The following is a 20,785-nucleotide window of genomic DNA, read 5'->3' as shown; positions in this document are numbered from 1 at the left end:
AGGTTGCGGCGAGCCGCTGGAATAGATTTGGCACACACGTAAGCCCTGTCGAATCCCGGGAGCTAACCAATGACGATTACACCCGAGCGCGAAGCCGAACTGCTGGCCTCCGTCCCCACCGGACTGCTCATCAACGGACAGTGGCGCGACGCGTCGGACGGCGGCACGTTTGACGTGCACGACCCGGCCACGGGCAAAGTCCTCGCGACGCTGGCCTCAGCCACCAGCGAGGATGCCCTGGCCGCTCTGGACGCGGCGGACGCCGCCCAGGCCGAATGGGCGCTGACCCCGGCGCGTACTCGCTCCGACATTCTGCGCCGTGCGTTTGACCTCATCAACGAGCGCGCGGAGGACTTCGCGCTGCTGATGACCCTCGAGATGGGCAAGCCGCTGCCGGAGGCCCGGGGCGAGGTCGCCTACGGCAACGAGTTCATGCGCTGGTTCTCGGAGGAGGCGGTCCGCGACTACGGGCGCTACCTCACCACGCCGGAGGGCAAGAACAAGATCCTGGTCCAGCACAAGCCGGTGGGTCCCTGCCTGCTCATTACGCCGTGGAACTTCCCGCTAGCGATGGCCACGCGCAAGGTGGGCCCGGCGATTGCTGCCGGCTGCACCATGGTGCTCAAGCCCGCCAAGCTGACCCCGCTGACCAGCCAGTTGTTCGCCGCCACGCTGCTTGAAGCCGGGCTGCCAGCCGGAGTACTCAACGTGGTGGCCGGCAAGAGCGCCTCGGCGATTTCTGGGCCCGTCATGGCCGATTCGCGCCTGCGCAAGGTCTCCTTCACGGGGTCCACCCCGGTGGGCCAGCGCCTGCTCAAGGACGCCGCGGACAACGTTCTGCGCACGTCGATGGAGCTGGGCGGCAACGCGCCGTTCATCGTCTTCGAAGATGCCGACCTGGACAAGGCGGTGGAGGGCGCGATGGCGGCGAAGATGCGCAACATGGGCGAGGCCTGCACCGCCGCGAACCGCTTCCTCGTGCAGGACACGGTGGCGGACGAGTTCACCGAGAAGTTTGCCGCCGCCATGAAGGCTCTGCGCCCGGGGCGTGGCACCGAGGACTCCTCAACGGTCGGCCCGCTGATCGAATCCTCGGCACGGGACGATGTCCACGCTCTCGTGTCCGACGCCGTGGCCGCCGGGGCCGTCGCCATCACCGGTGGCGAGCCACTGGCTGGGGACGGTTACTTCTACGCCCCGACTGTCCTCGGCAACGTCCCGAACGACGCGCAGATCCTCTCCGAGGAGATCTTTGGGCCGGTAGCGCCCGTGACCACGTTCGCCACGGAGGAGGAGGCCATCCGCCTCGCCAACGCGAGCGAGTATGGGCTGGCGTCCTACCTGTACACGGCCGATTACAACCGGATGTTCCGGGTGGCCGAGCAGATTGAGTTCGGCATGGTCGGGTTTAACGCCGGGGTGATCTCCAACGCGGCCGCACCGTTCGGTGGTGTGAAGCAGTCGGGCATGGGCCGGGAGGGCGGCAGCGAGGGCATCGCTGAATACTCCACCGTGCAGTACATCGGTATCGGGGATCCCTACGCCGACTAGCGGGTGAATCTCTCCCACTGCGGGCGGGATCGATAGGATGGCACGCGTGAAAACTACGCGTGTGAGTCCCGGATCGATCCCGCCCGCTTTCGCCTCCTCGGTCCCTGAGGACGACGTCGTCATCCCGGCTGAGGCGAGCGCCGAGGAAGCTGAGCGGATGCGGGCCAAGGCGGCGAAGCGCCGCCGTCGTCACGAATTTCCGCCCGCGCCGGAGCCTCTCCCTGTCCCCGTACCGGACAACCACACCCACCTCGACTTCCGGTCTGGCCGGCAGACCGTGGCCCTCGACGACGCGTTGGCCACGGCGAACGCCGTCGGGGTGTCCTCGGTGATTCAAGTGGGGTGCGACGTCGCATCCTCCCGCGCCGCGGTGGAGTTGGCGGCCGCCGACCGGCGCGTGTTGGCAGCGGTGGCCATCCACCCCAACGACGCCGCGGTCTTGGCCGAGCGCGGCGAACTGGACGCGGCCCTCGAGGACATTCGATCGCTGGCTGGCCACGAGCGGGTGCGCGCCATCGGGGAGACGGGGCTGGACTACTACCGCACCGGCGTGGAGGGGCACCCAGCCCAGCGAGCGTCCTTCGAAGCGCACCTCGCGCTCGCCGTCGAGCACGGGAAAGCCCTGCAGATCCACGACCGCGACGCGCACGAGGACGTGGTGGACGTGCTGCTCAGCGCCGAGCGGCTGCCGGAATCGGTGGTGTTTCACTGCTTTTCCGGGGACGCCGACCTCGCGCGGATCTGCAACGAACACGGGTGGTACCTGTCCTTTTCCGGAACGGTGACCTTTAAGAACTCGGTGGACCTTCACGCGGCCTTGGACATCGCGGACCCAGAACATGTGCTGGTGGAGACGGACGCGCCGTTCCTCACCCCGCACCCGTTCCGCGGGCAGCCCAACTCGTCCTACATGATTCCCTACACGGTGCGGTTCATGGCCGAACGCAGTGGGGAGGACCTCGGGGACCTGTGCGCGCGGCTGGCCGCCAACACCGAACGGGTCTACGGAACTTTCTGAGGCCCCACGGCGGTGCGATTTACTCCTGCGGGGGCTGGATGGAATCGATGATGACCTCGGCGAGCGAGGTGATGTACTCGGCGCCCGTGGTGGGCCCTGCCGCGATGGAGGCGTCCGGGGCGATGAGGAGCGCCGACGGCGTGTAGTGCACCCCCAGCAACGGGGCAATCGCGCGGCTGGCATCGGTCAGCGTCAGGTCGGCGAGCTCGGCGTGTTGCTCGGCGAACTTCTCCGGCCGTTTGGAAACGAGCAGCCGGACCTGGACTCGGTCTCCGAACCGCTCTTGCCACGGACCGAGTTGCGCCAGCACCGCGTCGCACGCATGGCACGAGGGGCGGACCAGGATCAGCAGGGTCGCGACGCCGGAGCACACTCGACGCAAGGGGGCCGGCTGACCGGCCGCGTCCGTGACGACGATGTCGGGTAGGGCCAGCGAGGTCAGATCCTCCGGTTGGGCCTCGTCGAGTGAGGCCGGCGCCCGGCGCGGGGCCAGGTTGTGCCGCACCGCTCCAGCGGCCGCATCGGCCGCGTGCGACGACGGGGTCGGGCCGACCGCCGTCGGGCGCCCGCCCTGATCCACGGCGCGCAGGCGCCGCGTCGCGAGGCGGAACACCCAGGGCGTGAGGCTGGCGAGCGCCGCGACGGCGAGCCACCACCAGTCGCCAGTGGAGAACGCGGCGACGTCCGCTCCGACGGACCGGCCGGCCACGGCCCACGCGAAAGCGACGGCCGCAAGAGCGAGGAGTCCGACGTTGCGGACGAGGTCTGCGCGCGTGACGGGGCCGGAGCTCAGCCGACCGAAACACGCACAATCTTGAGGTTCGTCGGTAGCCACGACGGCGGCGATGATCCACAGGTAGGCGCCACACAGCAGCAACGTCGCCGAGGCCGGCAGAAGGACCCATGGCCACGGCAGCGCTAGCAGCGTGATCGCTAGGACTAGCTCGAGCCACGGATGGAAGCGGCGCACCCACGCGGCGTTGATCACGGAAGGGATACCGCGGCCGGTGAGCGCGGCTTCGTGACGCAAATGTGCCCGGGGTGGGGTGACCTTGGCCACGGCCGCCACGGCGAGGATGGCCGCCAGCGCAAGTGGGGCGGTGACTAGTGCGGATGCCGTCATGATCCCCATTGTTGCACCGCCGAGGTCGGCGCCACGCGTGGTGGCCGAGCTGTGACAATCTCCGTTTGCTGTTTGTGACTTGATAACAGAACGGTTACGGTTAACGGGAAATAGCCGGGATCGGGGAAGGTTTCGGGTAAGGATCGCTTCTGCGTTCCGCCACCGTATGCGCGTTTGGCGCGGGGCTACTGAGCACCGCGCGCAGCCAGCAGCACCATCGAAAAACGTGGGCATTCCGTTCGTATGTCCAACTGGATGGCCGTGTGTGCGTTTCCCCGTGCCTGGATGGCAGAGAAGTTGGGAAACCTATGAAGAACGTATTCCGCCACCGCTGGGCGAAGGTCGGCGCGCAGGCCGTGGTGCTTGCTGCGCTGATCCTCGGCGTCGTCTCCTACGTGGGCGCCTCGAAGACCCTGGCCGTGACCGTCGATGGCGAGACACAGTCCGTGACGACGTTCGGCAGCACCGTGGCCGAGGCTCTGGCCTCCTCCGATATCGAGGTGGGGGAGCAAGACGAGGTCACCCCGGCGCTGGACGCCGCCATTGAAGATGACTCGGAAATCACCGTCAACAGCCACAAGAGCGTCGAGCTGGTGGTGGACGGTCAAGAGCGCACGGTGGGCACCACCGGCGTGACCGTCGCCGACGTCCTGGCCCAGCTGGGCCTAGAAGATCAGGCCGAGGTCTCGGCTGGGGCCGATATGGAACTCGTGTCGCTGAGCTCCGCTCTGGAGATTCAGACCCCGAAGTCCATTGAACTGATCGTCGGGGGAGAGAGCCAAGAGCTCAGCACCACCGCGCTGACGGTGGACGAGGTCCTCGCGGCAGAGGGCATCAAGGTCGGTTCAGATGACATCGTGTACCCGTCCAACACGTCTGCGGCCACGAGCGACGATATGCGCATTCGCATCATCCGCGTCAGCACCGAGTCGCATACGGAGACCGAAGCCATCGCGCACGAGACCAAAAAGGTCTCCGATTCATCCATGGACAAGGGTGACTCTGAGGTGACTACCGAGGGCAAGAACGGCGCGCGGGAAATTAGTTACGAGGTCATCCTCCATGACGGCGAGGTGTACTCCACCGAGGCCGTGGATTCGTCCGTTGTTTCTCAGCCGGTGACTGAGGTGGTCACGTACGGCACCAAGGAAGAGGCCCCGGCGCCGTCGACCTCGTCGAGCTCCTCCGCATCCTCATCCGGTGGCGGAACCACGGCATCCGGCCCGTCCTCGGGTGCGTGGGCTGCTCTGGCCGAGTGTGAGTCTGGCGGCAACTGGTCCATCAATACGGGCAACGGCTACTACGGTGGGCTGCAGTTCAGCCTGTCCAGCTGGCAGGCCGTCGGTGGCACGCAGTACGCGGCCTACCCGCATCAGGCCAGCCCGTCGGAGCAGATCGCGGCTGCGGAGCGCCTGCGCGCCAATGGCGGTTGGGGCCACTGGCCCTCCTGCTCCGCGCAGCTCGGCCTGCGCTAAGGCACCCATCGGTCCCGCGCGGCCCCACACCCACTCCGGGTGTGGGGCCGCCGTCGTACCCGGAGCGCTTAGGATGGATGCGTGACTTCTGACCCCACCACCGCCTTATTGGGCGCGACCGAGATTCGCCGGTTAGCCGGCGAACTCGACGTCCGCCCGACGAAGACGCTCGGCCAAAACTTTGTCATTGATGGCAATACCATCCGCCGGATCGTCGCTGCCGCCGACGTGGAACCGGATGAGGTGGTGCTGGAGGTCGGTCCCGGCCTGGGGTCGCTGACGCTGGGGATCCTCGACGCCGCCCGACGTGTGGTGGCCGTGGAGATCGACCCGAAACTGGCCGCGCGATTGCCGCGCACCATCGCCGAATTTCGCCCGGAGAAGGCCGACGCGCTCGACGTCGTCCTGTCCGATGCGATGCAGGTGACCGAGCTGCCGCACGCGCCCACCGCGCTGGTGGCCAACCTGCCCTACAACGTGGCCGTCCCAGTGGTCCTGCACCTCTTCGAGCACTTCCCGTCGCTACGTCATGGTTTGGTGATGGTCCAGGACGAGGTCGCCGACCGGCTCGCCGCCACGCCGGGAAGCAAGATTTACGGTGTTCCGTCCGTCAAGGCGGCGTGGTATGCCCACATGCGCAAGGCCGGAATCATCGGCAAGAACGTGTTCTGGCCGGCCCCTAAGATCAATTCCGGCCTCGTGGGATTCACCCGTCACGACCCGCCGGAGACCCCGGCGAGTCGAGAGCAGGTCTTCGCCGCCATTGATGCCGCCTTCGCGCAACGGCGCAAGACGCTGCGCGCCGCCTTGGCCGGCTGGGCCGGTAGCGCCGCCGCGGCTGAGACGGCCCTGCGCGCGGCCGGGGTGGATCCGCAGGCACGCGGCGAGAAGCTAGGGATTGAGGAATTCGCAGCCATTGCAGCGCATCACCCGTCGATGGCGGGGGAGGCATGATCGGCCGGGAGAGCGCAGGCCAGGCCGTGGCGCGGACCGTGACAGCACGGGCGCCGGGCAAGATCAACGTGTACTTTCGCGTCGGCCCACCCCGGGAGGACGGCTATCACTGCGTAGCCAGCCTGTATCTGGCGGTGAGCTTGTATGAGGAGGTTGCGGCCACGCCGCGGGAGGACGACGGCGTCACGGTGCGCCTGACGGACGAGTCGACGGCCGTGCGGGAACCGGAAGACTTTCCGCTCGGGCCGGAGAACCTCGTGGTGCGGGCCGCGCGCTTGCTCGCCGAGCGCACGGGCGTTGGCACCGGCGTGGACCTCGCGGTGACCAAGCATGTGCCCATCGCGGGCGGCATGGGCGGCGGCTCGGCCGATGCGGCGGCCACGCTCGTCGCGTGCAATGCCCTGTGGGGGACCGGGCTCACCCGCGACCAGCTGGGCCAACTCGGCCGTGAGCTGGGAGCAGACGTCCCGTTTGCCTTGGCCGGAGGCGCGGCGGTGGGGCTCGGCGTGGGGGACGAGCTGTCGCCGGTCCTCGTGCGTCAACCCACCCATTGGGTGGTGCTGCCCGCGAGCTATGGTCTCTCCACCCCGAAAGTGTTTAGCGCGCTCGACGCGCTCCGGTCCGGGCAGGACGTGCCCACCCCCTCCGAGGTGGACCCCGAGGTGCTCAAGGCGCTCATCGCCGCCGACCCGCAGGCGCTCGCGCCGTTGCTACACAATGACCTCGCGGCAGCCTCGGTGAGTCTCGCTCCCGAGCTGGGGGAGGCCCTCACTGAAGCGGTGAGCGACGGCGCCTTGGCCGCGATCGTCTCCGGCTCCGGCCCCACGGCAGCGCTGCTCGCCGAAGACGCGGCCCACGCCCGTCAGCTCGTGGTGCAGCTCGGCGATGAGCCCGGCCTCGCGGCGCACGCCGTTCAGGGGCCCGTGCACGGCGCTGAACTGATCTAGCGCTCAGCGAGCTCCCGGACTGAACGACTGCACGAACCCAACCAAAGGACTTCATGGCTCACTTGCTCGGCGCGCAGAACCTGCGCGTTTCCTACGGCACGCGGACGGTGCTCGACGGCGTTAGCCTCGGCCTCGACGACGGGGACCGGATTGGCATGGTCGGCCGCAACGGCGACGGCAAATCGACATTGATGCGGTTGCTCTCCGGCGCGCAAAGCCCGGACGAGGGGCTGGTCACCAAGCCCAAACACGTGCGGGTCGGCTACCTGAATCAGCGCGATGTGCTGGATGGCGACCTCCCCGTCGGCGAGGCGATTGTGGGCGACGCCGCCGATCATGAGTGGGCCTCGAACCCTAAGGTCCGCGAGATCATGGGCGGGCTGGTGCAGGAGGTGGACTGGCACGCCCGCGTTTCCTCGCTCTCCGGCGGCCAGCGCCGTCGAGTCGCGCTGGCCAAGCTGCTCATCGGAGACGACGACGTCATCATGTTGGATGAGCCCACCAACCACCTCGACGTCGAGGGCGTCGCGTGGCTCGCCCAACACCTCAAGGCGCGGTGGCGGGCCAATCAGGGCGGCCTGCTCTTGGTCACCCACGATCGCTGGTTCCTTGACGAGGTCTGCACCCGCACGTGGGAGGTGCACGACGGCGTCGTGGATCCGTTCGACGGCGGCTACGCCGCGTACACGCTTGCCCGAGTGGAGCGGGACCGGAAGGCAGCCGTCGAGGAACAGAAGCGCCAGCAGCTGGCCAAGAAGGAGTTGGCGTGGCTGCGTCGCGGCGCCCCGGCCCGAACGTCGAAGCCGAAGTTCCGTATCGAGGCAGCCAACGCGCTGATCAACGATGTGCCGGAGCCCCGGGACTCCGTGGCCCTCGCCAAGATGGCGACCGCCCGGCTCGGCAAGGACGTCATCGACCTCGAGGACGTCTCCCTCGGTTACGATGCCGCCGGTTCCCTCTTCGACCAGGTCACCCTGCGGTTGGCCCCGGGTGAGCGGGTGGGCATCGTCGGCGTGAACGGTGCGGGCAAGTCCACGTTGCTGCGCTTGCTCAACGGCGACGTGGAGCCCACGGGAGGCCGCATCAAGCGGGGCAAGACGGTGGTGACCGCCATGCTGACGCAGGAGGTCAAGGAGCTCGAGCCGCTGGCGGACAAGCGCGTCATCGAGGTGATCAAGGACGAACAGCAGCGGTTCGAGGTCGGGGGCAAGGAGCTTTCCGCCGGGCAGCTGGTGGAGCAGCTCGGTTTCGACCAGTCGAAGCAGTGGACGCAGATCAAGGATCTCTCCGGCGGTGAACGCCGGCGGCTGCAGCTGTTGCGCCTCATGATCGGCGAACCCAACGTGTTGATGTTGGACGAGCCGACGAACGACTTGGACACGGACACGCTCGCCGCGGTCGAGGATCTCCTCGATGGGTGGCCGGGGACGCTGGTGGTGGTCAGCCACGACCGCTACCTGTTGGAGCGGGCCACCGATCACCAATTGGCGCTCCTCGGTGACGGGCAGATTCGGTTCCTCCCCGGCGGTGTGGAGCAGTACCTCGAGCTGCGCGCCGCCGGGTCGACCCCGGCCCAGCGGGCCGACTCGCCCCCGGCGTCCCCAGCGGCGGGAGGCCCTTCACCGGCGCCGAGCGCGGCGTCGTCGTACTCCGAGGCCGACAAGCGTGAGGCCCGCAAGAGCCTGAACCGGCTGGAGAAGCAGATGGCCAAGCTGCAGGAGCGGATCGGCGCCGTGGAGGCGGACATGGCGGCGGCGTCGGAGGCCCTGGAGTTCGAGCGGCTCACCGGCCTGACCGGCCAGCTGGGCCAGCTCCAGGAAGCCCACAGCGACCTCGAGCTGCAGTGGCTCGAGGCCGCCGAAATCGCCGAGGGCTAGCGCGCGGCGTCGTTCACCCGCACGACGGCGACGCGCCCGGCGGGCAGCGTCAGTTCGCCCGACGCCCTCTCGCCGGTGAGCAGATCCGTTCCCGCGGCGTCAACGGTGGCCGCGGCGTCGGTGTGGTTGATGTAGGTGACGTACTCGGTATCGGAGTGGACGCGGACCACGCGTTCGATCCCCGCGGCGCGCCGCGGGGTGACGCCGGCATCCGCGTAAACGTCCGCCAGGACCGTGGCCAACCCCTCTTCCGTCAGCCGGGTGGAGAGGTACCAGCCGGTGCCGTGACCGTGCCGGTGGCGCGTGATCGCTGCGGCCTGGGGCTTCAGGCCGCAGGAGGCGAGCTCCGCGCCCGGTCCGGAGGTGAAGACGGCGCGAACGTCCGCGCCGCCGGAACCTGTCGGTGCGGACCGCAGGCGCAGGTCCTCTTGCCAGTCGTCGCAGGACAGCTCCACGCGCTCGCCGGCCGCCGTCGTATAGCTCACCGCCTCCGTGACCCCGGCGCGGAGGGGGAGGAATTCCTCCACATCGCACCCGAGCGCCTCGCGCAAGGGCGAGAGGAACCCGCCGGCATGCACGGTGTCGTGCTCGTTGACCACGGCGGAGAAATAGGACGTGACCAGCGTGCCGCCGCCGGCCACGTACGCGGTGAGGTTGCGGCCTTGCTCCTCGGTCAGCAGGTACTGCGCCGGAGCCAGGACCAGCCGGTAGCCGCTGAGGTCCTGTCCAGGGTGCGCGAAGTCGACGGTGACGCCATCGCGCCAGAGGGCAGCATAGAAGCGGCGGATGGTCTCGATCGGATCCGCGTCGTTGGTGGGCCGCCACTCGAGGCGTTGGGCCCAGATCGACTCGTAGTCGAGCAAGATGGCGACGTCGGCTCGGACGGCAGCGCCACGGACTTCACCCAGCTGGCGCACCGCGGAGCCGAGCTCAACGACCTCGCGCCAGAGCCGCGAGTCGGTCCCCGCGTGCGGGACCATTGCCGAGTGAAATTTCTCCGCGCCGCTGCGGGAGGCCCGCCACTGGAAGAACATGATGGCGTCCGCCCCGCGGGCAAAGTGGGCCAGCGAGTTGCGTTGCATCTCGCCGGGGCGCTTGGCGACGTTGCGCGGCTGCCAGTTCACCGCGGACGTGGAGTGCTCCATGAGCATCCACGGCTTCCCCCCGCCCACAGAACGGGACAGGTCGGCGGCGAAGGCCAGTCCGATGTGGGCTTGCGGGTCCGCTGCCGTGAGGTAGTGGTCGTCCGCCACGACGTCGACGATCTGTCCCCACGCCCAGAGGTCGGTGGTCCACTCCTGGTTGGCCATGAAATTGGTGGTGATGGGGCGCTGCGTGACAGCGCGCAGGGCGTCGCGTTCGGCCAAGTAACAGGCGCGCAACTGGTGATCGCTGAAGCGCGCGAAGTCGAGGCGCTGGGCCGGATTCACGGTGGTGGCCGCCGCCGCGGGCGCGCCGACGTGCTCCCACTGCTCGTAGCGCTGACCCCAGAAGGCGGTGCCCCAGGCGTCGTTGAGCGCGTCGAGCGTGCCATAGCGGGCACGCAACCAATCGCGGAAGGCGCGCACCGCCGAGGGTGAGTAGTCTTCGGCAACCGGCACGCCGTACTCGTTGTGCACGTGCCAGAGCACCACGTTGGGGTGGGTGCCGTAGCGCTCACCCAGCGCGCTGGCGATCCGAACGATGGCCTCCCGGTATTCCGGCGCGGAGTGGGAGACCATGCCGCGGGAGCCGAATCCGAGGGTGCGTCCGTCCCGGTCCACCACCTGCGTGTGCGGGTAGCGAGCAAAGAACCAGGCGGGCGGCGAGGCGGTGGGAGTGGCCAAATCCACGGCGATTCCATGCCGATGCAGGAGGTCGATCGCGTCGTCGAGCCACTCGAAGTCAAACACGCCCTCTTCGGGTTCAAGCAGGGCCCAAGAGAAGATGCCGAGGCTCACCATGGTGACCCCGGCCTCCTGCATGAGTCGCGCGTCCTCGGCCCACACGTCCCGCGGCCATTGCTCGGGGTTGTAATCACCGCCGTAGACAATTCCGTCGAGTTCCGGCCAGTGGTGGTTCGGTGCGGGCATGTGCGTCTCCTCACGTTGGACTGTGACCGGTCACAGTCTGCCACAGATGCACTGCTAATCTCAGGTGCATGAGCTCTCGCCCCACCATTCGCGACGTGGCCGCAGCCGCCGGCGTCTCCCGCGGCACGGTCTCTCGCGTTCTCAACGGTGGGCACCACGTCTCTGCGGTGGCGCGCGAGCGCATCGAGGCCGCCATGGCCGCCACGGGGTATGCGGCCAACCACCATGCACGCAGCCTCGCCACGGGCCGTAGCGGCTCCGTCGCCTTCCTGATTACCGAGCCCCAGCACCTGCTCTTCGCGGACCCGACGTACGCAAGAATGCTCCGGGGCGTCACGGCTGCGCTCGCCGAGCGGGAGGTGACGCTCGTGCTGTTGATGGCCTCGAACGCGCCCGAACGGGCCCGCACCCTGGACTACGCGCGGGCCGGCCATGTTGATGGCGCCATCGTGGTGGCCCCACGGGAGGACGATCCTTTTCCCGCCGAGTTGGCGGCGGCGGGCATCCCGACCGTGTGCAGCGGCGTGGAATCCGCAGCCGGCCTGTCCACCGTCTCGGTCCGGGAACAGGAGCCGGTGTACGACGTCGTCGCGCACCTGCGCGCGCGCGGACGCCGGCGCATCGCGCACCTTGCCGGGCCCGCGAACGCCCCCGGCGGGCGGTTGCGGCGCCAGGCATTCGTGGAGGCGGTGGGGGAGGTGGCGGATCCTCGGCTGGTCGCTGTCGGCGACTTCACCCGCGCCTCGGGCGCGGCGGCCATGAGCCAGGTGCTGGAGCGCAACGCACGCCCGGAGCTGACTCCGGATGCCGTGTTCGCGGCCTCGGACGAGATGGCCGCCGGCGCGCTGACCGTCCTGCGGCAGCGCGGGTTCGGCGTGCCGGATCAGGTTTCGCTGGTGGGCTTCGATGACTCGGGGCTGGCGGAGACGCTGGACCCGCCCCTGACCACCGTGGCGCAGCCGTGGGACGAGCTGAGCCAGGCGCTGGCCGACGCCGTCGTCGACCTTGTGGGCGGGGCGCCGCCGCGGGATGTGTTGTTGGAGGCGGAGCTGGTGGTGCGCCGCAGCTCCTGAAAGTGCGCGCCTGGCGACGGCGGCCCCAGCGGCTCGTTCGCTAGGATCGAGGCAACGGAAGAGGCGTGCTGGAGGGGGTTTGATGGCGCAGGTTCGGCAGCGCAGTGTGAGCCGCACGGTGGTGGTTTACTCGGCGGACCATGTCCAAGTCAACGGAGAGATCTTTCCCGGTGGTGGGGTGGGCGATTTTGGGCTGATCGTGCCGCGTCATCCGGCGTGGGGCGCCACCCTCTCCGTCTCCGAGATCCGCAGCAGCGTAGTGATGCGGACCGAGGTGGCGGCCGGACACGGCACGATGGTGCCCGCGCGCGGCCAAGAAGACCTGCTGATGGTGTGCTTGGTGGAGCGGGGCGGGGTGCGCGTGGACCCCAAGGCGGGGCCGGCCTTCAGGGCGGGCGAGCGCGATGTCTTTGTGTACCGGACGAACCAGACGTACGCCGTGGCGTGGGAGCGCGATTGTCGACTGCTGGCCGCAGGCGTCCCGTACGACATCTTGGACGAGTTCGGGCTCTCGCCCGAGGTGGTGGATGGGCCCCTGACCACCGCGCAGGCGCTCATGCAGCCCGCGCTGCGCTTCTTCGATGCGGCGGCGGACACTGACGAGGAGGCGAGCGCACTCGAGGCCTACTTCGTGGAGAAGCTGGTCCAAGAAATGGTGGGGGCGCTGCTGCTCTCGAATCGCGGTATGGCCGATCCTGCGCAGAGCGCGCCGTCGTCGATGTATGACCGGGCTCTGCGGCTCATGACTGCGCGGCGAGCGGATCCTCACTTGATGCCGGAGGCCGTTGCGCGTGACCTCAACGTCTCCCTCCGGCACCTCCAGCGCGCGTTTTCCCAGCACGGAACCTCCGTGGCGGCCACCCTGCGGCGCCTGCGCGTCGAACAGGCGGTCCACTTGTTGCGGGACGAGCGTTACGACGTGCTCTCCATTCCCGAGGTGGCTCACCACTCCGGATTCAATTCACCCCAGTTACTGCGGCGCGCGCTGGCCGCGCACGGGTGGGGTGCGCCGCTGGAAATTCGGGCCCAACGCGGCCGGTAGAGCGTCACGACGCGACGCAAAATTTTCGCTGAGAACGATGCGTGACGGACTTAGTGCTTTTTTGCGCCAATCACCCCGCGCACACTCCGCTGAGAACCGGGGTTCGGATTGAGTTGGAGCTGTGAGTGCTGACTCACAGGGAACTCGCAGATTCGCCTCGAGGGCGCTACGACAAGGGGAGCAATATGGAAGAAAGCACCAATCAGTCCGGCCTCGGCCGCCGCGGCATCGTCAAGGGTGCAGCATGGTCCGTACCGGTCATCGCGGCGGCTGTCGCTGCACCGTCCGCTGCGGCGTCGGTTGTCGAAGCCTGGGACGTTCAAATTGTCGGTGACCCCGGAACTCTGAACTTGGTTGCGCAAGGATTCGACATCAACAACATCGGCACCACGGAGATCCCGGCCGGTACGCAGTTCCAGCTCACCACCACCGGGCTCTCGCTGCAAGCGCTCGGAGATGATGGCCTCCTAGGCATTCTCGATGGCACTGTCTTCGGCTTGGTCGAGCTAGGTGACGCGAACAACGCGACCCTTCAGCTGGATGCCCCGATCCCTGCTGGCGGCGGCGCGCGTCTGGACTTCGGTTTGCTGAGCGTCAACCTTCTCTCCAGCTTCACGCTGACTCTGCTGTCGGCGGAGCCGGCGGGCGGGACGGGTGCCAACACGGATTCGTTCAGCTGCACCCTCATCCTCTGCTCGTAAGGGAGTCTGCTGTGGGCAGGAGGTCGGCGTACGCAGTGCTGACCTTCTGCCGGTGTCAGCGCTAAGGCATGAAGTGATGACAGTTGTAGGATCACGCTCGGCCATCCGTCAACGACGTGGCCGCCGCGTCGTCGCGCTGGACATCGCGCGCGGGATCGCCATCTTGGGAATGTTTTTCGCCCATTCGAGCCCCGTGACGGCGGACAGTCACGTGGGCCTGAAAGCCGTCGCCGCGGCAGCGCAGGTGACCGCGCCCCTTTTTGTGACGTTGGCGGGCATCTCGGTAGGGCTCATGTCCGGTGGAGCTTCTCCCCACCCTCGAGGTTCGCGCCGGGACACGCGTCTGCAGCTGCTGCGCCGCGGCTTCCTGCTGATCCTGCTGGGGCTGATCCTGTGGCAGCTGGATTCGCCTATTGCGGTGGTGCTGGATTACATCGGCGTCACCGTGCTCGTGCTCGTGCCCATGCTCTTCCTGCCCCGAAGCGTTCTGGCTGTGGTCGCAGCTGTGGGCGTCGTGGTTTCACCGATCATCCATCAATGGTCCGTGAGCTCGGGCCTGGCGGCGCAGGCCAGCGTGAACCCGGCCGCAGCGAAGGTCGTCTCATGGCTGGCAGCCGGGCCAAGTTACTGGCTGCCCATGTTCCTCTTCTTCGCTGTCTGCGGATTAATCGTGGCCCGCAGTGATGTCAGGAGTCGCGGCACGGCTTGGTGCCTGGCTTTGGGTGGCCCGTCGCTGGTGATCGTGGCGGTGCTGCTGGGTCGCCTGTTGGGCACCTCGGTTTACCCCGGCGCCACGTCGACGACGGCACATCTGGTGGCCGTCGGGTGCGCAGCCTTGTTGATTGGCGCACTGCTGTTGCTGACGTCGGTCACTCTGCCTCGCCTCATCTCGGGGGCGATGGCTCCGCTGGCCGCGGCGGGCCGTATGCCTGTGACCATCTACAGCGCGCAGGTCATCCTCTTTGCTGTCTTCGAGCGTTGGGTGCCGGTGACGGACTCGTGGTCCTTCATGGCGGCGATCACTGCGGCCAGTCTGATCGGCGCGTGGCTGTGGCTTCGTTTCGTCGCCCAGCAGGGCCCCCTCGAGCGACTGATCTCGTTCGCGTCAGGCCGTCGCTGACGTGGATCTCACGTAGTTCATCCTCGTGACATGTCATCGCATTTGGAACGATTTCCGACGATAGTTGCGTCAAATTGCGCCAATTGGTCGACGTGGGGGTGACGCAGGGTGCGGACCACGGCCTGTAATGGGAGAACGAGCCGCACGAGCGGTGAGGCATCCACGCAAGGAGGGAACCGTGCAGGAGCACAATGACAACGTGGGGCGGCGGTCCGGCATTGACCGCCGTACTCTCACCAAGGGGGCCGCGTGGTCCGTACCCGTCATCGCCGCGGCCGTCTCGGCGCCAGCCGCCGCCGCGTCCACTGTCCAGCAGTTCGACGTCACGGTCAGCGCCTCGTGTACGGGTGGGATTGACCTTCTCGTTGTTACCGCTTTCGGTGATCCGACGTTCACGATTACCGCGACCACAGGTGACATTCCGGTGGGGACCACGTTTATTCTGACGAGTGATGCCCTACTGAGTTTGGGCGTGATTGACGCAGGCAACTCGTTGCTCGACGTCGACATCCTCCAAGACGGTTCGGCGCAATTCACCACGACGACGGTCATCAGTGAGGGAAGCTCGACGGAGTTCTATATCCCGACGCCCAACGACGTCGTCGCTGCCGACCTGCTCGGCAGCTACACGCTGTCCTTCGCAGCAGCTCCGGCTGGCTACGAGGAATCGGGGAGTGGAGCGAACGCCGATTCGCTGAGCAACACGCAAACGTCCGTTGTCGGCACTGGTCTCGTCAGCGTCTGTGCCGCTTAGCGGTTGTGCCCCGAGCGCACGCTTGCGGTGGCCGGTGTTCCTTGCGGGGACACCGGCCACCGCTGGTTAAGGGCGCGGCGGAGAAATATGGCAGAATGGCTGATCGTGTTCCGCGCATTGCCGCGAAGCACTATCCGCCCTGGTGTAATGGCAGCACGCCGGCCTTTGGAGCCGTGCAGTCTAGGTTCGAATCCTAGGGGCGGAACACTACGCGCGGATGAACAACGGATAGACTGACGACGCTCGGCGACTGCGCCGGGCCTCACGCAGTCAACGCAGGGAGTAGAACTTGAGCGTGGAAGCCAACGCACCGGCCGCCGTCATTGTCCTCGCAGCCGGGGCAGGCACCCGGATGAAATCCGCGAAGCCGAAGATCCTCCACGAGATCGGCGGCAAATCCATGGTTGGCCACGCACTTGCTGCCGCCGCCGAGCTCAACCCCCAGCGCCTCGTCGCCGTCGTCCGGCATGAGCGTGACCGCGTCGTCGAGCACCTGCTCAACATCCACCCGGACCTCAGCATCGCCGACCAGGATGAGATTCCCGGCACCGGGCGTGCCGTCCAGGTGGGCCTCGAGGCGCTGGACGCCGACGCGAGCGGCACCGTCGTGGTGACCTACGGCGACGTCCCTTTGCTGACGGGCGAACAGCTGGGCCAGCTCGTCGCCACCCATGAGGCGGACGGCAACGCCGTCACCGTGCTGACCGCTCGCCTGGATGACCCCACGGGCTACGGCCGAATCGTGCGGAACGACGACGGTTCGGTGGCTGGGATCGTCGAACACAAGGATGCCACCGAGGCCCAGCGTGCCCTCACCGAGGTCAACTCCGGCATCTACGCCTTCGACGCAGACGTCCTCCGCACCGCGCTGCAGAGTGTGACGACGGATAATGCGCAGGGGGAGATGTACCTCACGGACGTCCTCTCGATTGCCCGCGAGGCCGGCGGGCGCGTGGCCGCCGTGGTGACGCAGGACCGCTGGCAGGTGGAGGGCGCCAACGATCGCGTCCAGCTGGCCGCCCTCGGCAAGGAACTGAACCGCCGCACGCTGACCCAGTGGATGCGCGCTGGCGTGACCATTGTCGATCCGGAGAGCACGTGGATCGACGTGGAGGTGGCGCTCAGCAACGACGTCACGATTAAGCCCGGCACCCAACTGCACGGTGCTACCGCCATCGGCACGGACGCCGTCATTGGCCCGGACACCACACTCACCAATGTGCACGTGGGTCAAGGCGCCACGGTGAAGCGGTCCGACGTCACCGACTCGACCATCGGCGCCGGCGCCAGTGTGGGCCCGTTCGCCTACGTGCGCCCCGGGACCGAGCTGGGCCCAGAGGCCAAGATTGGTGCGTTCTACGAGACGAAGAACGCCAAGATCGGCCGGGGCGCCAAGCTCAGCCACCTCGGCTATTCGGGCGACTCGGAGATCGGTGAATTCACCAACATCGGCTGCGGCAATATCACCGCCAACTACGACGGCGAGAACAAGCACCGGACGGTCATCGGTTCCCACGTCCGCACCGCCTCGAACACCGTGTTCGTCGCCCCTGTCACCGTTGGTGACGGTGCCTACACGGGTGCGGGCGCCGTCGTGCGCAAAAACGTCCCGGCCGGTGCGCTGGCCCTCAGCGTGGCGCCGCAACGAAACTCCGAAGGATGGACGCAGGCTAAGCGCCCCGACTCGGACTCAGCGCGCGCCGCAGCGGCCGCGCAAACCCACGATTCCTGATCACCCCTCCCGCCCCCACCACTGAATCCAGGAAGAGGACTCATGACCGAACTGCGCCGCACCGAAGACAAGAAGATGGTCGTCGCGTCTGGACGTGCCCACCCCGAGCTCGCCGAAGAAGTCGCAGCCGAACTGGGTATCGACCTGCTCCCGATGAGCGCGTACGACTTCGCCAACGGCGAGATCTACGTGCGCTCGGGCGAGTCGGTTCGCGGTAAGGATGTCTTTCTCATCCAGGCCCACCCGGCCCCACTGAACAACTGGCTCGTGGAGCAGCTCATCATGATCGACTCGATGAAGCGCGCCTCCGCTCGCCGGATCACGGTGGTTTCCCCGTTCTACCCTTACGCCCGTCAGGACAAGAAGGGCCGCGGGCGCGAGCCGATCTCCGCTCGACTCGTGGCCGACCTCTACAAGACGGCCGGCGCCGACCGCGTGATCAGCGTTGACCTGCACACAGCCCAGATTCAGGGCTTCTTCGATGGCCCGGTGGACCATCTGGTGGCCATCCCGCTGCTCGCCGATTACATCCGCGGCCGCGTGGGCTCGGACAACGTCACGGTGGTGTCCCCGGACACGGGGCGCGTGCGCGTGGCCGAGCAGTGGGCGGACCGGCTGGGCGGCGTCCCGCTGGCCTTCGTGCACAAGTCTCGCGACCTCACGGTGCCGAACCAGGCCGTGTCCAAGACCGTCGTCGGCGACATCAAGGACCGCACGTGCGTGCTCATCGATGACATGATCGACACCGGTGGCACGATCTCCGGCGCCGTCCGGGTCCTCAAGGACGCCGGAGCGAAGGACGTCATCATTGCGGCGACGCACGCCGTGTTCTCCGACCCGGCGGCGCAGCGGCTCTCCGAGTCCGGGGCCCGGGAAGTGGTGGTCACCAACACCCTGCCCATCCCGTCGGCCAAGCGATTCGACAAGCTCACCGTGCTCTCCATTGCCCCGCTCATTGCCCGCGCGGTCAAGGAAGTGTTCGAGGACGGCTCGGTGACCAGCCTCTTCGACGGTCACAACTAACCACCCTGCGCTGAGCGCCTCGGCGGGGCGGCACTTCTTCTGCGAGGTGCCGCCCCGCCGACGTTAACGGCCCGGTGGGCACGGCGTTTCGCTGCCTCGGTGCGGCCTCGCTAGGCTGAAGCGGTGACCTCTCTACTGACCGTCTGTACCGGAAACATTTGCCGCTCGCCCTTGGCTCACTTGTATTTGGCAGCCCACCTAGAGGCCATGGCCCCCGGCGCCTTTCACATCTCCAGCGCCGGTATGGCGGGCCTGACTGGGCAGAGCATGGACGAACGCAGTGCGGCCATCCTCGCGGCCACGGATGTTCCCGACGGCGGTTATTCGGTGGATTCGTTCACGGCCCGGCGCATCGAGGACGTGGATCTCGGTGCGGTCGACCTGGTCTTGGCCATGAGCCGGGAGCACCGGGACAGCATCATTGCGCGCAGCCCTCGGCTCCTGAAGCGCGCCTATACGGTGCGGGAGCTGGCGCGCCTACTGGAGCTGATCGAGGCCGAGCATGCGGGGCTGATCCCCACGGGGGCTGAGCCCGAGGCGGTGGATCGGCGGTGGAAGGCGGTCATCAAGTACGCCACCCTGTTGCGCACGCGCGCTACAGGGGGTCCGGCGGACGACGACGTCACGGACCCGTATCGCCGCGCTGATGCCGTCTATGAGGAGATGGCGGACCAGCTCATTCCAGCCCTGCGGGCGATCCTTGCGTTCGAGGAGCGATTCGCCCGGGGCTGAGCTAGTCAGCGCTGTTGGCCCGGCGGGCGCGCCGGCTCATCGGGGCGCCCACCGCCGCCACGGCGGGCTGCGGTGGTGCGGGGGACGATGCAGAGTCCGGCGCGGTGGAGCGATGCGCTCCCGGGGACGGGGCGTCGGGACCGGCCGCGGACGATGCGGAATCGTCCGAGCTGGCGTAGTAGTAATACTGGCCGTAATAGCCGTACTGCGCCGAGTCCGCGCCCGAGGTGGGGACCTGATTCAAGATCGTCCCGAGGACATGGGCGCCGACCTTGTTGAGGTTCTGCAGCGACTTCTCGAGCTCGTCGATGGTCGTCTTGCCCGCCTTAATGGTCACGAGGGCCCCGTCCGCGGATTTGGCGAGGATCGCCGCATCCGTCACGGGCAGCAGCGGGGGCGCGTCGATCAGGACCACCGCATCTTGGGCCAACTCCTGCAGGAGTGACTTCATCGCGTTGGAGCCCAAGAGCTCAGATGGGTTGGGGGGCACGCGCCCAGACCCCAACAATTCGAGGGCTGGCGCGTTGGCGTACGGCATCAAGACGTCGTCGATCTCGGCCGCGCCGGAGAGCACATCGGTCAGGCCCGCGCCGGACGGCAAGCCAAAGAGGTCCGTCAGGACCGGGCGGCGCAGGTCGGCGTCGATGAGCACCGTGCGTCGGCCCGTGGCCGCGATCGCCACCGCCAGATTCGAGGCGATGGAGGACTTTCCCTCCCCAGGCACGGAGGACGTCACCACCATGATCTTCGGTGGGTGATCGACATCCATGTAGGCCAGGTTGGTGCGCAACTCGCGCAACGACTCGGCGAACGCGTGGGCCGCGCGATCACGCGTTTTGGCGTTGCCGGAATCGACGATCTGACGATCGGCACCCAGGCGTTCATCGGCCGGGATCGTCCCGACCACCGATTGGCCGAGCCGGTTGACCGCGTCGACCGAGCGAATGCGGCGGTCCAAGTGGTGGCGAATCAGTGCGTAGCCGAGTCCGGCCGCCAGCCCGGCGACGGCGCCGATGGCCAGCGCGAGTCGGGTGTCGGGGGAAACGGGCGCCGTCGGCAAGGCGGCTCGGCCCAACGGCATGAGGCGCACCAGCACGGGGGAGGCCTCGTCCTCGCCGGCCTCGATCTGCGCGGCCTCCTCAGCGAGAACCTGCACCCAGGCGTTGGCAATCTCCTGCGCCTGCGCCGGGTCCTCGGACAGGGCGCTGACTCGAATCTCTGCCGTGTCAGCGGGGACCTGCACCGAGACGTCATTCAGCAACTGGTTCTCGCTGGTCGTCAGGCCCAACTCGTCCTTGACAGCCTCGGCGACCGGTCGGGTGCTGGCGATCGAGGCGTAAGAGGTGGCCTTGCTTTTGGCGAGCGTGTCACCGGCCGTGGCCAGGCCCAGATTGGTGGCTCCACTGGCCGCGACGAGCCCGGAGGACGAGGCCTCGTAAATCTTGGGCTGTGTCAGGGTCCAGACGAAGGCCACCAGCACGGCGGCGACGAGGATGGTTACGATGCCGCGCCAGTATCCGCGCAGGATCGACAGGTAGTGCCTCAGGTCGGGCCCTGCGGCCGTCTCGACGTCTGTTGTGTCCACGTAGTA

Annotated in this window: 17 protein-coding genes and 1 tRNA gene; 15 read left to right on the top strand and 3 right to left on the bottom strand. The window is 67.7% G+C overall.

Annotated elements, in window-relative coordinates; genetic code table 11:
• Positions 1 to 69 precede the first annotated feature (69 nt).
• Both IW252_RS03745 and IW252_RS03740 read left to right on the top strand, forming a co-directional pair.
• Positions 70 to 1,551 carry an NAD-dependent succinate-semialdehyde dehydrogenase gene (locus IW252_RS03745; protein WP_196835343.1) on the top strand — a complete coding sequence of 494 codons (1,482 nt, stop codon included), beginning with the start codon at positions 70 to 72 and terminating at the stop codon, positions 1,549 to 1,551.
• A 157-nt stretch (positions 1,552 to 1,708) separates the two neighbouring features.
• On the top strand, positions 1,709 to 2,569 hold the full coding sequence (locus IW252_RS03740; protein ID WP_196837077.1) for a TatD family hydrolase: 861 nt from the start codon (positions 1,709 to 1,711) through the stop codon (positions 2,567 to 2,569).
• A 19-nt stretch (positions 2,570 to 2,588) separates the two neighbouring features.
• Here the strand turns inward: IW252_RS03740 and IW252_RS03735 are convergent, their stop codons facing one another.
• Positions 2,589 to 3,692 carry a TlpA family protein disulfide reductase gene (locus IW252_RS03735; RefSeq protein WP_196835342.1) on the bottom strand — a complete coding sequence of 368 codons (1,104 nt, stop codon included), beginning with the start codon at positions 3,690 to 3,692 and terminating at the stop codon, positions 2,589 to 2,591.
• A gap of 308 nt (positions 3,693 to 4,000) precedes the next feature.
• Here IW252_RS03735 and IW252_RS03730 point away from each other — a divergent pair, with 308 nt between their 5' ends.
• From IW252_RS03730 to IW252_RS03715, 4 genes are all read left to right on the top strand, one after another.
• Positions 4,001 to 5,167, top strand: coding sequence for a resuscitation-promoting factor (locus IW252_RS03730; protein ID WP_196835341.1), 1,167 nt, complete (start codon positions 4,001 to 4,003; stop codon positions 5,165 to 5,167).
• A gap of 81 nt (positions 5,168 to 5,248) precedes the next feature.
• Complete coding sequence (rsmA, locus tag IW252_RS03725; RefSeq protein ID WP_196835340.1) at positions 5,249 to 6,121, top strand: 16S rRNA (adenine(1518)-N(6)/adenine(1519)-N(6))-dimethyltransferase RsmA; 873 nt, start codon at positions 5,249 to 5,251, stop codon at positions 6,119 to 6,121.
• The gene (locus IW252_RS03720) at positions 6,118 to 7,068 is read left to right on the top strand and encodes a 4-(cytidine 5'-diphospho)-2-C-methyl-D-erythritol kinase (protein ID WP_196835339.1); all 951 of its coding nucleotides are present in this window, start codon (positions 6,118 to 6,120) and stop codon (positions 7,066 to 7,068) included. The genes rsmA and IW252_RS03720 overlap by 4 nt, the downstream gene beginning before the upstream one ends.
• Before the next feature lie 53 nt (positions 7,069 to 7,121).
• Entirely contained in the window at positions 7,122 to 8,945 is a 1,824-nt protein-coding gene (locus IW252_RS03715; protein ID WP_196835338.1) for an ABC-F family ATP-binding cassette domain-containing protein, read from the top strand.
• Here the strand turns inward: IW252_RS03715 and IW252_RS03710 are convergent.
• Positions 8,942 to 11,017: a beta-galactosidase gene (locus tag IW252_RS03710; protein WP_196835337.1), complete on the bottom strand. Its 2,076-nt coding sequence runs from the start codon at positions 11,015 to 11,017 to the stop codon at positions 8,942 to 8,944. The two genes, IW252_RS03715 and IW252_RS03710, sit on opposite strands and share 4 nt — an antisense overlap.
• A gap of 68 nt (positions 11,018 to 11,085) precedes the next feature.
• On the opposite strand from IW252_RS03710, the gene IW252_RS03705 reads away from it, so the two are divergent.
• The 9 genes from IW252_RS03705 (at position 11,086) to IW252_RS03665 (ending at position 19,194) form a co-directional block, all read left to right on the top strand.
• On the top strand, positions 11,086 to 12,090 hold the full coding sequence (locus IW252_RS03705; RefSeq protein ID WP_196835336.1) for a LacI family DNA-binding transcriptional regulator: 1,005 nt from the start codon (positions 11,086 to 11,088) through the stop codon (positions 12,088 to 12,090).
• A gap of 82 nt (positions 12,091 to 12,172) precedes the next feature.
• Positions 12,173 to 13,132 (top strand): AraC family transcriptional regulator, encoded by a 960-nt coding sequence (locus IW252_RS03700; RefSeq protein WP_196835335.1) that lies wholly within the window; start codon positions 12,173 to 12,175, stop codon positions 13,130 to 13,132.
• A gap of 185 nt (positions 13,133 to 13,317) precedes the next feature.
• Positions 13,318 to 13,833, top strand: coding sequence for a hypothetical protein (locus IW252_RS03695; protein ID WP_196837285.1), 516 nt, complete (start codon positions 13,318 to 13,320; stop codon positions 13,831 to 13,833).
• A gap of 76 nt (positions 13,834 to 13,909) precedes the next feature.
• Complete coding sequence (locus IW252_RS03690; RefSeq protein WP_196835334.1) at positions 13,910 to 14,953, top strand: heparan-alpha-glucosaminide N-acetyltransferase domain-containing protein; 1,044 nt, start codon at positions 13,910 to 13,912, stop codon at positions 14,951 to 14,953.
• Positions 14,954 to 15,131: 178 nt separating this feature from the next.
• Positions 15,132 to 15,707, top strand: a complete 576-nt coding sequence (locus IW252_RS03685; protein WP_196835333.1) for a hypothetical protein — start codon at positions 15,132 to 15,134, stop codon at positions 15,705 to 15,707.
• 133 nt (positions 15,708 to 15,840) lie between these two features.
• A tRNA-Gln gene (locus IW252_RS03680) sits at positions 15,841 to 15,912 on the top strand.
• An 84-nt stretch (positions 15,913 to 15,996) separates the two neighbouring features.
• Positions 15,997 to 17,439 (top strand): bifunctional UDP-N-acetylglucosamine diphosphorylase/glucosamine-1-phosphate N-acetyltransferase GlmU, encoded by a 1,443-nt coding sequence (glmU, locus tag IW252_RS03675; RefSeq protein WP_196835332.1) that lies wholly within the window; start codon positions 15,997 to 15,999, stop codon positions 17,437 to 17,439.
• Positions 17,440 to 17,481: 42 nt separating this feature from the next.
• Positions 17,482 to 18,462, top strand: coding sequence for a ribose-phosphate diphosphokinase (locus IW252_RS03670; protein ID WP_196835331.1), 981 nt, complete (start codon positions 17,482 to 17,484; stop codon positions 18,460 to 18,462).
• Positions 18,463 to 18,585: 123 nt separating this feature from the next.
• Positions 18,586 to 19,194, top strand: coding sequence for an arsenate reductase/protein-tyrosine-phosphatase family protein (locus tag IW252_RS03665; RefSeq protein WP_196835330.1), 609 nt, complete (start codon positions 18,586 to 18,588; stop codon positions 19,192 to 19,194).
• 1 nt (position 19,195) lies between these two features.
• Here the strand turns inward: IW252_RS03665 and IW252_RS03660 are convergent, their stop codons facing one another.
• Positions 19,196 to 20,779 carry a polysaccharide biosynthesis tyrosine autokinase gene (locus IW252_RS03660; RefSeq protein WP_196835329.1) on the bottom strand — a complete coding sequence of 528 codons (1,584 nt, stop codon included), beginning with the start codon at positions 20,777 to 20,779 and terminating at the stop codon, positions 19,196 to 19,198.
• Between the last annotated feature and the right edge of the window lie 6 nt (positions 20,780 to 20,785).

Source organism: Zhihengliuella flava (assembly GCF_015751895.1).
GTDB classification, from domain to species: Bacteria; Actinomycetota; Actinomycetes; order Actinomycetales; family Micrococcaceae; genus Zhihengliuella; species Zhihengliuella flava.
The sequence above is the reverse complement of the archived record's forward strand: the minus strand, read 5'-3'. Positions and strand labels throughout refer to the sequence as shown.

Excerpts from the sequence above, each read along its gene's own strand:
- IW252_RS03695 (WP_196837285.1), top strand. The coding sequence starts at position 13,318 with ATGGAAGAAAGCACCAATCAGTCCGGCCTCGGCCGCCGCGGCATCGTC.
- IW252_RS03710 (WP_196835337.1), bottom strand. The coding sequence starts at position 11,017 with ATGCCCGCACCGAACCACCACTGGCCGGAACTCGACGGAATTGTCTAC.
- IW252_RS03720 (WP_196835339.1), top strand. The coding sequence starts at position 6,118 with ATGATCGGCCGGGAGAGCGCAGGCCAGGCCGTGGCGCGGACCGTGACA.
- IW252_RS03690 (WP_196835334.1), top strand. The coding sequence starts at position 13,910 with ATGACAGTTGTAGGATCACGCTCGGCCATCCGTCAACGACGTGGCCGC.
- IW252_RS03740 (WP_196837077.1), top strand. The coding sequence starts at position 1,709 with ATGCGGGCCAAGGCGGCGAAGCGCCGCCGTCGTCACGAATTTCCGCCC.
- IW252_RS03670 (WP_196835331.1), top strand. The coding sequence starts at position 17,482 with ATGACCGAACTGCGCCGCACCGAAGACAAGAAGATGGTCGTCGCGTCT.
- IW252_RS03735 (WP_196835342.1), bottom strand. The coding sequence starts at position 3,692 with ATGACGGCATCCGCACTAGTCACCGCCCCACTTGCGCTGGCGGCCATC.
- IW252_RS03745 (WP_196835343.1), top strand. The coding sequence starts at position 70 with ATGACGATTACACCCGAGCGCGAAGCCGAACTGCTGGCCTCCGTCCCC.
- IW252_RS03715 (WP_196835338.1), top strand. The coding sequence starts at position 7,122 with ATGGCTCACTTGCTCGGCGCGCAGAACCTGCGCGTTTCCTACGGCACG.
- IW252_RS03700 (WP_196835335.1), top strand. The coding sequence starts at position 12,173 with ATGGCGCAGGTTCGGCAGCGCAGTGTGAGCCGCACGGTGGTGGTTTAC.
- IW252_RS03730 (WP_196835341.1), top strand. The coding sequence starts at position 4,001 with ATGAAGAACGTATTCCGCCACCGCTGGGCGAAGGTCGGCGCGCAGGCC.
- IW252_RS03705 (WP_196835336.1), top strand. The coding sequence starts at position 11,086 with ATGAGCTCTCGCCCCACCATTCGCGACGTGGCCGCAGCCGCCGGCGTC.